This is a genomic window from Mesorhizobium hunchu (assembly GCF_040081975.1).
GTDB lineage: Bacteria > Pseudomonadota > Alphaproteobacteria > Rhizobiales > Rhizobiaceae > Mesorhizobium > Mesorhizobium hunchu.
Genome location: NZ_JBEBMG010000006.1, coordinates 55,507 through 69,550 on the forward strand (window position 1 = coordinate 55,507; position 14,044 = coordinate 69,550).

General features: G+C 63.4%; 11 protein-coding genes. 6 read left to right on the forward strand and 5 right to left on the reverse strand.

The genetic code is table 11. The features are described 5' to 3' along the window. Nucleotides 1–102 precede the first annotated feature (102 nt). Together ABMA46_RS12410 and ABMA46_RS12415 are read right to left on the reverse strand one after the other, a co-directional pair. Nucleotides 103–918, reverse strand: coding sequence for a DsbA family protein (locus tag ABMA46_RS12410; RefSeq protein WP_348999744.1), 816 nt, complete (start codon nucleotides 916–918; stop codon nucleotides 103–105). 38 nt (nucleotides 919–956) lie between these two features. Further along, nucleotides 957–2,357 (reverse strand): M48 family metalloprotease, encoded by a 1,401-nt coding sequence (locus tag ABMA46_RS12415; protein ID WP_348999745.1) that lies wholly within the window; start codon nucleotides 2,355–2,357, stop codon nucleotides 957–959. 143 nt (nucleotides 2,358–2,500) lie between these two features. On the opposite strand from ABMA46_RS12415, the gene ABMA46_RS12420 reads away from it, so the two are divergent. Next, nucleotides 2,501–3,661, forward strand: coding sequence for a pyridoxal phosphate-dependent aminotransferase (locus ABMA46_RS12420; protein WP_348999746.1), 1,161 nt, complete (start codon nucleotides 2,501–2,503; stop codon nucleotides 3,659–3,661). After that, nucleotides 3,661–4,596 carry a glutaminase gene (locus ABMA46_RS12425; RefSeq protein ID WP_349000130.1) on the forward strand — a complete coding sequence of 312 codons (936 nt, stop codon included), beginning with the start codon at nucleotides 3,661–3,663 and terminating at the stop codon, nucleotides 4,594–4,596. Before ABMA46_RS12420 ends, ABMA46_RS12425 begins: the two co-directional genes overlap by 1 nt. Nucleotides 4,597–4,601: 5 nt before the next feature. Here the strand turns inward: ABMA46_RS12425 and ABMA46_RS12430 are convergent, their stop codons facing one another. Further along, the gene (locus ABMA46_RS12430) at nucleotides 4,602–4,991 is read right to left on the reverse strand and encodes a GFA family protein (RefSeq protein WP_348999747.1); all 390 of its coding nucleotides are present in this window, start codon (nucleotides 4,989–4,991) and stop codon (nucleotides 4,602–4,604) included. Between the two features lie 187 nt (nucleotides 4,992–5,178). On the opposite strand from ABMA46_RS12430, the gene ABMA46_RS12435 reads away from it, so the two are divergent. From ABMA46_RS12435 to ABMA46_RS12445, 3 genes are all read left to right on the forward strand, one after another. Further along, entirely contained in the window at nucleotides 5,179–8,085 is a 2,907-nt protein-coding gene (locus ABMA46_RS12435) for a valine--tRNA ligase (protein WP_348999749.1), read from the forward strand. Between the two features lie 344 nt (nucleotides 8,086–8,429). Further along, complete coding sequence (locus tag ABMA46_RS12440; protein ID WP_348999751.1) at nucleotides 8,430–9,545, forward strand: outer membrane protein transport protein; 1,116 nt, start codon at nucleotides 8,430–8,432, stop codon at nucleotides 9,543–9,545. A 538-nt stretch (nucleotides 9,546–10,083) separates the two neighbouring features. Continuing rightward, nucleotides 10,084–10,872 (forward strand): tetratricopeptide repeat protein, encoded by a 789-nt coding sequence (locus tag ABMA46_RS12445; RefSeq protein WP_349000132.1) that lies wholly within the window; start codon nucleotides 10,084–10,086, stop codon nucleotides 10,870–10,872. Nucleotides 10,873–10,956: 84 nt separating this feature from the next. Here ABMA46_RS12445 and ABMA46_RS12450 read toward each other — a convergent pair whose 3' ends face one another. Next, nucleotides 10,957–11,436, reverse strand: a complete 480-nt coding sequence (locus ABMA46_RS12450) for a hypothetical protein (RefSeq protein WP_348999753.1) — start codon at nucleotides 11,434–11,436, stop codon at nucleotides 10,957–10,959. An 83-nt stretch (nucleotides 11,437–11,519) separates the two neighbouring features. Continuing rightward, nucleotides 11,520–12,314 (reverse strand): exodeoxyribonuclease III, encoded by a 795-nt coding sequence (xth, locus tag ABMA46_RS12455; protein ID WP_348999755.1) that lies wholly within the window; start codon nucleotides 12,312–12,314, stop codon nucleotides 11,520–11,522. A 139-nt stretch (nucleotides 12,315–12,453) separates the two neighbouring features. Between xth and ABMA46_RS12460 the strand changes: the two genes are divergently transcribed. Then, nucleotides 12,454–13,938, forward strand: a complete 1,485-nt coding sequence (locus ABMA46_RS12460; RefSeq protein WP_348999757.1) for a nucleobase:cation symporter-2 family protein — start codon at nucleotides 12,454–12,456, stop codon at nucleotides 13,936–13,938. The last annotated feature ends 106 nt before the right edge of the window (nucleotides 13,939–14,044 follow it).

Sequence of the window (14,044 nt, forward strand, 5' to 3'; positions counted from 1 at the left end):
TATAATGGGCTTAGTCCACCGGGAAAAGAGCGCAAGTGCCTTATTTGCCTGTCCACAACGGCAAAAGCCCGGTCTGCCCGGGCTTTTGCATATCGATCGGCATCAAAGCTGCGCCTTGGCGGCGGCGATCTTCTCGGCGAGCACGTCCTGGCCCAGCGCGCCGAAGATGACCTCGTTGCCGACCACGTAGGATGGCGTTCCGCTTATGGCGAGCTTGGTGGCCAGCTCGTAGGTCTTGGAAATGGCCTCGGGGATGTCGGGGTCCTTCATGTGCTCGCGCAGCTTGGCCTCATTGGCGCCCAGCGACAGGGCGATCTTGATCGCCTTGGCTTCCGTGGCGCGGCCTTCGCCACCGAGCAGAGCCGTGTGGAATTCGCCGTATTTCTGCGGCATCATCTTGTGGAAGGCCATGGAAACGATCGACGCCTTCTGGGAATCCGGCCCGAGGATGGGGAATTCCTTGAGCACGAAGCGCAGGTCGGAATCGCTCTTGGTCAGCGCCTGCATGTCCTCGATGGCCCGTTTGCAGAAGCCGCAATTGTAGTCGTAGAACTCGACGATGGTGACCTTGCCGTCGGGATTGCCGACGACGCCGTCGAAGGTCGAGTTGAAGATCTCGTTCTTCTGGCCCTTTATCACCCCTTCATGGGCGATCTTCTGTTCCTCGGCCTGCTTAGCCTCGAGCGCGCTCTGCACTTCGAGGAGGATTTCGGGATTCTTGAGCAGATAGTCGCGCACGATGCCTTCGACTTCCGCGCGATCGAGCTTGCCGCTCGTGGTGGCCGCCGTATCGGCCTGGGCGACCTGCACGGCGCTGTCCGCCCTTGCTGGCAGGGCGGTGCCCGCGGCAAAGCCGACAGCCAGCATGGCAAGGCCGGCGACGGCGCCGCTCGTGCCCAGAAGAAGTGCCTTGTTCATGAACCCGTTCCTCTTGCTTGTTGGGGCCGAGAGGCCGCCTATTTCTTCTTGCCCGATGGGCTGGAGCTAATGATGTCCTGCGCCTTGAGCCAATCGGGAGTGCCGCGCTTCAGTGTCTGCTGGGCCCGCATGGCGAAAATCTTGGCGTTTCGGTAGTCGCCGGAATAGTAGTAGCCGTCGGCGCTCGCCAGTTCCGCCTTGGCGACTTCGCCGAGCTGACCGTAGGCCTGCGCCAGGTAGCGATAGGCGATGCCGTTCTCCTTGTCGCGCGCCAGGCCGATCTGGATCTGCGCGATGGCCTTCTTCGCCGAATCCGGAGTACCCACCGCCAGCAGCGCCTGGCCATACGAGACGGGCAGGATTCCCGATTTCGCCGGATCGAGCGCGACCGCCTTGGCATAAGCCGACGCAGCATCCTTGGGATGGTTCGACTTCATCAGCACGTCGCCGCGCAGTTCATGGAAATAGGGGTTCTTCGGCTGCGTCCGGATCAGGGCGTCGGCTTTGCTCAGCGCCGAGTTCAGGTTGCCGAACAGATAGGCGGCCTGCGCTTCGCCGTATTTTTTCGCCAGCGTGTCCGAACTCTTGCGCAACAGACGCGCCATCGCCGCCTGGCCCTGCGTATAGACCGCGATCTTGACGCGCATCATGTCGTGGCGCTGCTGCAGCGAAGCCGAATCCTTGTTCTCGCGATAGGGGCTCTTCTCGACCAGCGACTGCAGGTTGGCGATGCGTTCCTGCGGCATCGGATGGCTGATGCGGTAAGGATCGACCTGCGCGCCCGACAGCGAAAGCGCCGTCTGGAAGCGCTGGAAGGTCTTCAGCATGCCCTCGCCGGACTGATGCGTGGCGTTGAGATAGGTGATGGCCGAGCGGTCGGCGGTGATTTCTTCGCCACGCTGGTATTGGAGCAGCACGCGCTGGGCGAATTCGCCGCCGCCCGCGGCAAGCCCCATGCCCGCCGTGGCGAGGCCGCGGCTGTTGCCGGTCGCGCCCGCCACCATCGCGCCGGCGCCGAGCAGGCCGGCGACGATGGCCATGGTCTTGACGTGCTCGAGCTGCTCGCGGAGCTTCTGTTCGTGGCCGCCGGCGATATGGCCGCATTCGTGCGCGATGACGCCGATGATCTCGTTCGGCGTCTCGGCCTGCATCAGCGCGCCGGTGTTGATGAACAGGCGTCGTCCCGCGACGAAGGCGTTGAAGGACGGATCGTTGACCAGCACGATGCGGATGCCGGCGCTGGAGAGGCCCGCCGCCTTGAAGATCGGCCGCGCGTAGTCGCGCACCAGCGCCTCGATCTCGGCGTCGCGCACCACCGGCACGCCCTGCGCAAGCACGGGGAGCGACTGCGTCAGGGTGACGGCGACGGCGACAAATGCGACCGTCGCGGCACGGGCCAGCCTGGTCAGCGTCGAAAAAGGTCTCGTCAGGGTCAGCATGGCCCTCACTGGTAGCCGAGGTGGCGGACGAAGAAAAGTCGCGGCCGGAATCTTCCCGCGCTTGTGATACCCAGACCAATCGGGCATTTGTGCGGCGCGGCGGCCGATCGGCCATAGAGACGGCGACGCTACGGAGACGAAGAATGGGTGTTTCGCTGTCGCGGCGCGGCGCTATCGAGCCGTTCCACGCCATGGATGTGCTGGCCGAGGCCAACCGGCTGATCGCCGGCGGCACCGACGTGGTGTCGATGGCGGTGGGCCAGCCCTCCGACCCCGCACCCGAGACCGTGCGCCGGGCGGCGAAGACGGCGCTGGAGCGCGGCAGGATCGGCTATACTGACGCGCTCGGCCTCGACGGCCTGCGCAGAGCGATCGCGACGCATTACGGCGAGCACTACGGCATCGAGGTCGCGCCTGCGCGCATCGCCGTCACTACCGGATCGTCCGCGGCCTTCAACCTGGCGTTCCTTGCCATGTTCGACGCCGGTGACCGGGTCGCGATCGCTGCTCCCGGATATCCCGCCTACCGCAACATCATGGCGGCGCTGGGCATCGAGGTGGTCGAGATCGAACTGGAGGGCGCGCCCTATCTCTCTGCCGACCATCTGACCGCCGCACATGAAGAAAAGCCGCTGAATGGCGTCCTCTTTGCCAGCCCGGCGAACCCGACAGGGGCCGTGATCCCTTACGCCGAACTGAAGCGTCTCGTAGAGACCGCCGAAGCGCTCGGCGTCAGCGTCATTTCGGACGAGATCTATCACCGGCTTGCCTATGACGCGCCCGACACCACCGCGCTCGCCCATGGCGCCAACGTCACCGTCATCAACTCCTTCTCGAAATACTATTGCATGACCGGCTGGCGCATAGGCTGGATGGTGCTGCCGGAGGAACTGGTGCGGCCGATCGAGCGCCTCGCCCAAAGCCTCTACATCTCCGCGCCCGAACTGTCGCAGGTGGCGGCCATCGAAGCGTTCAACGCGACGGCAGAACTGGAAGCGGTCAAGGCACGCTATGCCGCCAATCGAAAGCTGCTGGCGCGCCGCTTGCCGGAACTCGGCTTTCCGCTAGCGGCGCCGCTGGACGGTGCCTTCTATGCGTTCTGCGACGTCTCGCGCCTGACCAACGACAGCATGGAATTCGCACGCCGGATGTTGGCCGAGGCACATGTCGCGGCCACGCCCGGTCGTGACTTCGACCCGTTGCAGGGGCACAGGTATATGCGCTTTTCCTATGCCGGCAGCCATGCGGACATGGAAGAGGCGCTGTCGCGCATCGAACGCTGGCTGAACCCGCGGGGCGCATGATGGCGGACCTGGAGCAGGCGCTGGCCGAAGTCGCCGCCGAAATGGCCGTCAGCGAGGACCGTGGCGAGGTCGCGACCTATATTCCCCAGCTCGGCCGCGTCGATGCCAAAAAGTTCGGCATCGCGGTCGCCACCAATGACGGGCGGGTTCTGACCGCAGGCGACGCCGACGAGCCGTTTTCCATCCAGAGCATCTCCAAGGTGTTCACGCTGACGCTGGCGCTCGGCGAAAAGGGCGACGCGCTGTGGAAGCGGGTGGGGCGCGAGCCGTCCGGCAATCCGTTCAACTCGATCGTCCAGCTCGAGCACGAGAGCGGTATTCCGCGCAATCCGTTCATCAATGCGGGCGCGATCGTGGTGTCCGACATATTGCTCGCCGGGCACCAGCCACGCGAGACGATAGGCGAGATCGTGCATTTCCTGCGCTTTCTCGCCAATGACGAGGCGATCGTCGTCGATCGCGAGGTTGCCGCATCCGAGCAGGCTACCGGCTACCGCAATTTCGCGCTGGCCAACTACATGCGCTCCTTCGGCAACCTGACCCACGCGCCGGAACTGGCGCTCGGTGTCTATTTCCACCACTGCGCCATCGCCATGAGCTGCCGGCAGCTTGCGCTCGCCGGGCGCTTCCTCGCCAATGGCGGGCGCAATCCCGACACCGGACACTCGGTCGTGTCGCCCGAGCGGGCGCGGCGCATCAACGCGCTGATGCTGACCTGCGGCCATTACGACGGATCGGGCGACTTCGCATTCCGCGTCGGCATACCGGGAAAGAGCGGCGTCGGCGGCGGTATCCTCGCCAGCGTGCCGGGCGTCGCCTCACTGGCGGTCTGGTCGCCGGGCCTCAACGCCAACGGCAACTCCAAGCTCGGTTCGCTGGCACTGGAGAAGCTGGCGCGGATGATGAACTGGTCGGTCTTCGCGCCGCGCGGCTGACCGGGTCAATCGTGCGGGTCGGCGGGTGCCGTTACCCAAGGGTGCCTGTGGCGACCGTAGACCGCCTTGTCGGGGGCGGGAAAGCTCGGGTCGGCGAAGGCGCCGACCGCGACTGCAACATATTCGGGCTTGCGCTGCGGCTCCCAGAAAACCGTGCTGCCGCAATTCGGGCAGAAATGATGGTCGACTGCGAACCCGCTGTCGCTCGTCCTGCTGTAGAGCGAGGCGGCGCCGGACACGGCAACCGCCTCGCGCGGGAAGAACGCCGCGATACCGTAGGTGCTGCCGGTGCGGCGCTGGCATTCCAGACAATGGCACAGCGATACGAGAGCGGGATCGCCTTCGCAGGCGACCTGCAATCGTCCGCAGGCGCATTGGGCTTTTCGCGGCATCATGGGCCAGATCATATCAGCCGGACTATCCGATGGAACCGACAAGCTGCGCCAACATCTCGCCAGCCTGTCCAACTTGACCTATGTACGCCCCTGAACGGCCGTTGGCGCGGTTGACTTGCCAAACGCCTTTCGATTTACACCGTCCCCGATACCGCCTTCACGAAATCCCGAGATCCGGACCGCTCCCATGCTGGAAAAGACCTATGACGCGAAAAGCGTCGAGCCGAAGATCGCAAAGACCTGGGAGGAGGCCGACGCCTTCCGCGCCGGCGCAGGCTCGGAAGAGGCGGCGGAAGCGTTCACGATCGTCATTCCGCCGCCGAACGTCACCGGATCGCTGCATATGGGCCACGCGCTCAATAACACCCTGCAGGACGTCCTGGTCCGCTTTGAGCGGATGCGCGGCAAGAATGTCCTGTGGCAGCCGGGCATGGACCACGCGGGCATCGCCACGCAGATGGTTGTCGAGCGCCAGCTGATGGAAAAGCAAGTCCACCGCCGCGACCTCAGCCGCGAGCAGTTCGTCGAGAAGGTGTGGGAGTGGAAGGCCGAGTCCGGCGGCACGATCGTCAACCAGTTGAAGCGCCTCGGCGCTTCCTGCGACTGGAGCCGCGAGCGCTTCACCATGGACGAGGGGCTTTCGAAAGCCGTCATCGAGGTCTTCGTTACGCTCTACAAGCAGGGCCTGATCTACCGCGGCAAGCGGCTGGTCAACTGGGACCCGAAATTCGAGACCGCGATTTCCGACCTCGAGGTCGAGTCGAAGGAAGTCGACGGCCATATGTGGCACTTCAAGTACAGGCTGGCCGGCGGCGAGACCTACACCTATGTCGAGAAGGACAAGGACGGCAACGTCGTCTTCCAGGAGGAGCGCGACTACATCTCCATCGCCACGACCCGGCCCGAAACCATGCTGGGCGACGGCGCGGTGGCCGTTCATCCGTCCGACGAGCGCTATGCGCCGATCGTCGGCAAGCTCTGTGAAATTCCGGTCGGGCCGAAGGCGCATCGCCGCCTCATCCCCATCATCACCGACGAATATCCCGATCCGGAGTTCGGCTCGGGCGCGGTCAAGATCACCGGTGCGCACGATTTCAACGACTATCAGGTCGCGCGCCGTAACAGAATCCCGCTCTATCGCCTGATGAACACCGTCGCTGCCATGCGCGATGACGGCGAGCCCTATGCCGTCTGCGCGGCGCGCGCGGCCGAGATCGTCCGGTCCGGCGAATTGCCGGACGAGGCGGACGTGGACGCCATCAACCTCGTGCCGGACGAGTATCGCGGCCTCGACCGCTACGAGGCGCGCAAGCGTATCGTCGAGGCGATCAATGCCGAGGAACTTGCCGTCACCGTGAAGGACGGCGAGGGCAACGACATCCCCTATGTCGAGGCAAAGAAGATCATGCAGCCGTTCGGCGACCGCTCCGGCGTGGTCATCGAGCCGATGCTGACCGACCAGTGGTTCGCCGACGCCGAGACGCTGGCGAAGCCCGCCATCGCCTCCGTGCGCGAGGGCCGAACGAACTTCGTGCCGAAGAACTGGGAAAAGACCTATTTCGACTGGATGGAAAACATCGAGCCGTGGTGCATCTCGCGCCAGCTCTGGTGGGGCCATCAGATTCCCGCCTGGTACGGGCCGGACGGCTCGATCTTCGTCGAAAAGGACGAGGAGGCGGCGCTGGAGGCCGCGATCCAGCACTACATCGCGCATGAAGGGCCGTGGAAGGCTTGGGTCGAGGAGAAACTGGAAAATTTCCAGCCCGGCGAGATCCTGACCCGCGACGAGGACGTGCTCGATACATGGTTTTCGTCGGCGCTGTGGCCGTTCTCGACGCTCGGCTGGCCCGAGCAGACGGCGGAACTGAAGACCTACTACCCGACCTCGGTGTTGGTTACGGGCTTCGACATCATCTTCTTCTGGGTCGCTCGCATGATGATGATGGGCCTGCACTTCACCGAGGAGGAACCGTTCCACACCGTCTACGTGCACGCGCTGGTGCGCGACAAGAACGGCGCCAAGATGTCGAAGTCGAAGGGCAACGTCATCGACCCGCTGGACCTTATCGACGAATACGGCGCCGACGCGCTGCGCTTCACGCTGGCGATCATGGCCGCGCAGGGCAGGGACGTGAAGCTCGATCCGGCCCGCATCGCCGGCTATCGCAACTTTGGCACCAAGCTGTGGAACGCCACGCGCTTCGCCGAGATGAACGGTGTCGAGCGCAACGACGATGTCTGGCTGAACGACGCGAAGCTTCCCGTCAATCGCTGGATCCTCACCGAATTGACGCGCGCGGCGCGCGCCGTCACCGAGGGGATCACCTCCTATCGCTTCAACGAGGCGGCGGGCGCCGCATACCGCTTCGTCTGGAACCAGTTCTGCGACTGGTATCTCGAACTGCTCAAGCCCGTCTTCATAGGCGAGGACGAGGCGGCCAAGGCCGAGAGCCGCGCCACCGTCGCCTTCGTGCTGGACGAGATCTACAAGCTGCTGCACCCCTTCATGCCCTTCATGACGGAGGAACTGTGGGCCGAGACGGCGGGCGAGGGCAGGCAGCGTCCATCGCTTCTTTGTCATGCGTCCTGGCCGTCGCCGGATTTCGAGGATGACGAGGCCGCCGCCGACATCAACTGGCTGATCGACCTGGTCTCGGGCATCCGCTCGGTCCGTTCGGAGATGAACGTGCCGCCAGCCGCGATTGCGCCGCTGGTCGTGATCGGGGCGGGCGAAGAGACCCGTGCGCGGCTCGAGCGCCATGACAGCGCCATCAGGCGCCTGGCGCGCGTCGGCGAGGTCTCGCTAGCCGATGCAGCTCCGAGGGGCGCTGCCCAAATCGTCGCCGGGGAAGCGACTGTCTGCCTGCCCCTCGGCAGCCTCATCGACCTCAAGGCCGAGGCGGCGCGGTTGCAGAAGGAACTCGCCAAGGTCACCGAGGAGATCGCACGGCTGCACAAGAAGCTGTCGAACGAAAAGTTCGTCGCCAATGCGCCGGAGGAGGTCGTCGCGGCAGAGCGGGAGAAACTCGCGGAATACACCGAATCGCAATCGCGCCTGTCAACGGCGCTGGATCGGGTTCGTGATGCGGGGTGACGGAGGCAACTGCCCATCCGGGCGGCTTTGTGCCCGTTCGAGCAGCGTTCCGCAACGTCACAATTGACGTAAACGGAAGTTTTTGCCCCATTGTGGCCATAATGTAACAACCGGCGAGGGCGTTCCTTCTTTCGCCGACGCAAGCCTCTTTTGTTGTTGATTTTGTTTGATTATTTTCAACGGCCCGATTGATGGACCGGTCCTCTGAGGTTTAGTGCGAAGCCAGACTTCGAAGTACAGGCGGCTGCGGGTCGATATGTACTTGTACGGCCAAAAAATGGTTATTGCGCCGTTAACCCGTGTCCGCTCTAGCTTGGAGTTGTTGATTTCGGGGAGAGTATTTCATGAACAGTTTGCTGAAGGGGACGGTGGCGGCGGCCTGCCTTCTGGCTACGCTCGGAGGCGTGGCGCATGCCGGCGGTTTCTCGCGCGGATCAGCTGATACCGACATCCTGTTCGAAGACGGCAACTTCAACATGCGTGCCGGCGTGACCTATGTTTCACCGACGCGCAAGTTCAGCAGCGGCCTGCCGGGGGCCGAAGGGTTGGTCGGAACGTCCTACACCGACGACTATGCGATCCCATCGATGGCGATCAAATTGAACGTGTCCGATAATTTCCGCTGCGCCGGCACTATGGTCGACAACAACGGCGGTTCGGCCACTTATGCCGTGCCGAAGCCGAGCGGCAAGCTGGAAGAAGATTTCACCACCAACGAGAAGGCTCTTACCTGCGGCGTGAAGTTCGATGTCGGCAAGGGCAGCATCTGGCTTCTTGGCGGCGGCTACGTAGAGGATTTCGACTACAATCGTGTCAATGCGACGACCACTCCCGGAGTGATGGCGTATTTGAGGCTGAGCGGAGAGGAGTACGGTTATCGGATCGGCGCGGCCTATACGATCCCAGAGATCGCTTTCAGGGCGCAGGTCATGTATCGTTCGGGAACCTCTTACGGCGCGACCGGTACACTGTCGATCCCTGCAATAAGCACGACGGTTCCCGCCACTGGCACCGGTAATCTTCCCCAATCCGTCGAGGCAAAGGTGCAGTCGGGCATAGCTCCGGGCTGGCTTGCTTTTGGATCCGTCAAGTGGATGGACTGGAGCGTACAGAAGAATCTTCTTGTCGAGTCGCCGATCAAGGACAGCGACGATGTCTACAACTGGAAAGACGGCTGGACTGTCACGGGCGGTATCGGTCACGCTTTTACGGACCGTATTTCCGGCCTCGTCAGCTTGACCTGGGACAGCGGCGTCAACACTGGCTATGACCTCTCCAGCGATACTTATACACTGGGGGTGGGCGCTTCGCTGAAGGATAATCTCGGCGGTGAACTGCGAGCCGGCGTCGGGTACAGCTATCTCACGTCAGCCGAGGTGACGAAGGGTGATGACACGGGACTTGCGGTGAAGGCAGGTCATGCCTTCGCCTTTAACGTCGGTTACAATATCAAGTGGTAAACCACTGAATTAAAACCACATTTAAGGCTGGGATCAATCCCGGCCTTTTGCTTTTTATCCCGCCGCTTAACGTCTTCATGCCCCAATCCGCTTGTGCTGCATGCCGGCAACATCTGTGGCCGCGCGGCAACAGTTCCTTTGCCATCGCGTCATCTCGATCCTGCCGTTAAGGCGATCGCCCATTTCCCGCCATAAACCGGGGGCACCTCGATAACGTCCCGGGACAATCGCCATGAAGGCTGCGCGAAGGGACTGACCGCGCCTCGCGGTAAGGACGAGTATGGACGCCAGAGTAGTCTCCACTGTCAGGCTGCAGGAGCGCCGGGAGCGCAGTCCCTTCGGATTCGCCGCCATATCGTCGCGGGAACTCCCCACTTTGGCCGGAAACGGCCGCTACCGTCCCCTTGATCGAAAAACGACACTTCACGGCATTGTCGCGTACGCAAGGCGATCCTTCGGGTTTGCTGCGGTTGCCGTCGAGGAGGATGCCGCAAAAGTGGTTGCGAAAGGCACGGCAGCGCTGTTCAGGTCTTCGCTGATGGCGGCGCTCGTCGCCATTGTCTGTGTCGGTGCGTGCAGCCGCGCGCTGGCCTTCGACGACAAGGTGTTCGACGACAAGACCGGGGTGAAACCGCAATCGAGTCCCTGGGCGGTGTTCCAGTTCGGCTTCTCGGCCTACAAGAGCGGCCACAAGGACCAGGCCGTCGAGGCCTACAAATATGCGGCCGAAAATGGTCAGATCGGCGCCACCTGGAAGCTTGCGCGCATGTATGCCGAGGGCGACGGCGTGGCGCGGGACGATTATGAGGCCTACAAGTTCTTTTCCGAAATCGCCGATCAGGACGTCGAGCCCGGTTCTCCCGAAGAAAGCTATGTTTCGGATGCGCTGGTGGCGCTCGGCGATTATCTGAAGACCGGCATCCCGGGCACTCCGGTCGTGGCCGATGAGGTGCGGGCGCAGGAATATTTCATGCGCGCCGCCGCCAACTACCGCAACCCGACCGCTCAGTACGAGATGGGCAAGATGTTCCTCAAGGGCGAGGGCGGGGTGAAAAAGAGCATCAAGCAGGCCGGGCGCTGGCTGCAATTGGCTGCCGAGAAGGGCCATGCCGGCGCGCAGGCGACGCTCGGCAATCTCCTGTTCCAGAGCGGCAAGGTCGTGCGCGGCCTGACCATGATGACGGTGGCGCTGGCGCGGGCCACGCCTGTCGATCAGAGCTGGATTCGCGGGATGCAGGAAGAGGCCTTCGCCGTCGCCGGCGAGGCCGACCGCCGCACCGCGATCTCGCTGGCCGACGACATCATCGCCAAGGGGGCCAACGAATAGGCCCGATCCCTGCCGCCGGCGTTTACGCGGGCAGGCAAAATCGGTGGAGCGCCGGGCGGAACGACATCGATCAGGCGTACCGGTTCACAGCCGGTCCAGCAACGTGTTGAACAGCCGCTTCGGAACATCCAGCGTATTCCTCAGCCAATGCTCTTTTTCGGGCTTGGTGGCGATCCTGGGCAGGGGGCCGCCGGGGCAGCCGTCCTGCACGGTCGTCCAGGATGGGGTGTTGAGCACTTCGTCGCATCGCGCCAGGTGTTTCTGGCCGGATATGGTCAGGCAGGCGAAACCACCGGCCGGCACCTCGCGATAATTGGCGCGACAGCTAAAGCTATCGGCCGTTTCCTGCGGCTTGCCGCCTGGACAGTGGTCGAGCCGTGTTGTCCATGTCGGGGTATTGAGGTTCGTCTCGCAGCGGGCGAGGCGGTCCTGCTCGCCGGTCAGCAGGCAGGCATACTGGCCGATCTCGAAGCGCTTGCCGTTTCCCACGCATTGAAGATCCGCAGGCGACGCATGCGCGGGAGCTGCTACCATCAAGACTATGGGAAGAAACGCGGACTTCACGGCCGAGTCCTGAAACCTGTTGCCTGCCTGATCCGGCAGGTGGCCGATCCGACAATTCCAATGTGGCGATATGATGCCGGGCATCACGCCGCGGCCAGGTCGAGTTCTATCGCGACCGGCACATGGTCTGAAGGCTTTTCCCAGGCACGCACATGCTTTTCGATCGCGGCGGAGGAGAAGCGGTTCGCGGCCTCCGGCGAAAGCAGCAGATGGTCGATGCGGATGCCGTTGTTCTTCTGCCAGGCGCCGCCCTGGTAATCCCAGAAGGTGAAGGTGTCCGGCGCATCCGTCACCGCGCGCACCGCTTCGGTGAAGCCGAGGTTCTTCAGCCGCCGGAAGGCCTGTCGTGTCTCGGGCTGGAACAGCGCGTCGCCCAGCCAATTCTCCGGATGTCTTGCGTCGATCGGTTCGGGGATGACGTTGTAGTCGCCGGCGATGACCAGCGCCTCCTCCAGAAGCAGCCGCCCGGCCGCCCACTGCTCAAGCCGCGCCATCCAGGAAAGCTTATAGGGGAATTTTATTCCGTCATCGATCGGATTTCCGTTGGGCAGGTAGATCGATGCGACCCTGAGCGCGCCTTGGTCGGTCGAGAACACGCCCTCGATGAAGCGGGCCTGTTCGTCGCTCTCGTCGCCAGGCAGGCCGCGATTGACCTCGTCGAACGGGAGTTTCGACAGGATGGCGACGCCGTTGAAGCCTTTCTGGCCATGCGTCTCGACATTGTAGCCCAACGCCTCGATCTCGGCGCGCGGGAACTGCTCGTCGACCGTCTTGATCTCCTGCAGGCACACGATGTCCGGCTTCGATTCGCCCAGCCAATGCGTGAGGTTGCCGATGCGGGCGCGCACGCCGTTGATGTTCCACGTTACGATCTTCATGAAAATCTCGCGATGATTTCAAAATGTTCTTGATGGCGCCCGAGGCGATTACAGACGATCCTGCACCATCCTTCGGAGGAAGGGAACCGGCCCTCTTGGGCATTCTTCGGGCCGGTTCTGGGAGAGAGGAAAAAATGCCATGACATCAACCACGCATTCCGTGGACGAGGTGCTGCCTGCGCCGCGTCTGTTCGCGCTAGGCCTGCAGCATGTGCTGGTCATGTATGCCGGCGCCATTGCGGTGCCGCTCATCATTGGCCGTGCGCTGAAGCTGCCGCCGCAGGACGTCGCCTTCCTGATCTCGGCCGACCTGTTCGTCTGCGGCATCGCCTCGATCCTGCAGTCCTTCGGTGCGAGCCAATGGTTCGGCATCAAGCTGCCGGTGATGATGGGCGTCACCTTCGCCGCTGTCGGGCCGATGGTGTCGATGGCGATCGCCAATCCCGGCATAGACGGCGCGCGCACCATCTTCGGCGCCATCATCGGGGCGGGCGTCATCACGGTGCTCATTGCGTCCTTCGTTTCGAGGATGCTGCGCTTTTTTCCGCCCGTCGTCACCGGCACCATCATCCTCGTCATCGGCGTATCGCTGATGAAGATCGGCATTTCATGGATATTCGGTCTGCCGGTCGGTCCGACCGCGCCGAAGCTGGTCGACCCGGTGCATGCGGACTGGCTGAAGGAGGCGATCGGCGCGGTGAACGCCGGCGGCTCGGCTCTGCCGCCCGTGCCGCCCGGCATCGCGCTGGCGCCCAGCGTGCCGAACCCGGCCTATGCACCGGTCTCCAACATCGTGCTGTCGCTGGTGGTGCTGGCCATCGTCGTTGGCGTGGCACGCTTCACCAAGGGCTTCCTGTCCAACATCGCCGTGCTGATCGGCATCGTCGCCGGTGGCGTCATCGCGGCCGGATTGGGCCTGATGCATTTCGACAAGGTCGCGAGTGCCGCCTGGTTCGCGCCGATCATGCCCTTCCATTTCGGCATGCCGATCTTCTCGCCCGTCCTCATCCTGACGATGGTTCTGGTGATGATCGTCGTCATGATCGAATCGACCGGCATGTTCCTGGCGCTGGGCGAGATGACCGGCAAGCCGGTCACGCAGCCGATGCTGTCGTCGGGTCTCAGGATGGACGGCCTCGGCACCGTTCTCGGCGGCGTCTTCAACACCTTTCCCTATACGTCCTTCTCACAGAATGTCGGGCTGGTGGGTGTGACCGGCATCCGCAGCCGCTTCGTCTGCGTCGCCGGCGGCGTCATCATGGTGGTGCTCGGTCTGATCCCGAAGATGGGCGCGCTGGTCGAGGCGCTGCCGACGGTGGTGCTGGGCGGGGCAGGACTGGTCATGTTCGGCATGGTCGCCGCCACCGGCATCCGCATCCTCAGCGCCGTGGATTTCAAGACCAGCCGCAATAATCTCTTCGTCGTCGGCATCTCGGTCGGCTTCGGCATGATCCCGGTGGTCGCCCCCGACTTCCATATGTGGTTGCCCAAGGCGATCGGTCCGCTGGTCGATTCCGGCATCCTGCTAGCCTCCATTTCTTCGGTGGTACTGAACCTCGTCTTCAACGGCGCGACCGGCGATGCCGAAGGCCTGCGCGAGGCGGCTCTGGCGGCAGAGGCGTGAGATAGCTCGCCGTCCTCCCCTTGCGGAGGGCGGCAGATATCAGCCGGAGGGAGGGGACTTCGGATATGCCGGCATGGAAATGCCGGCGCTCTGCGGCTGGTCATCA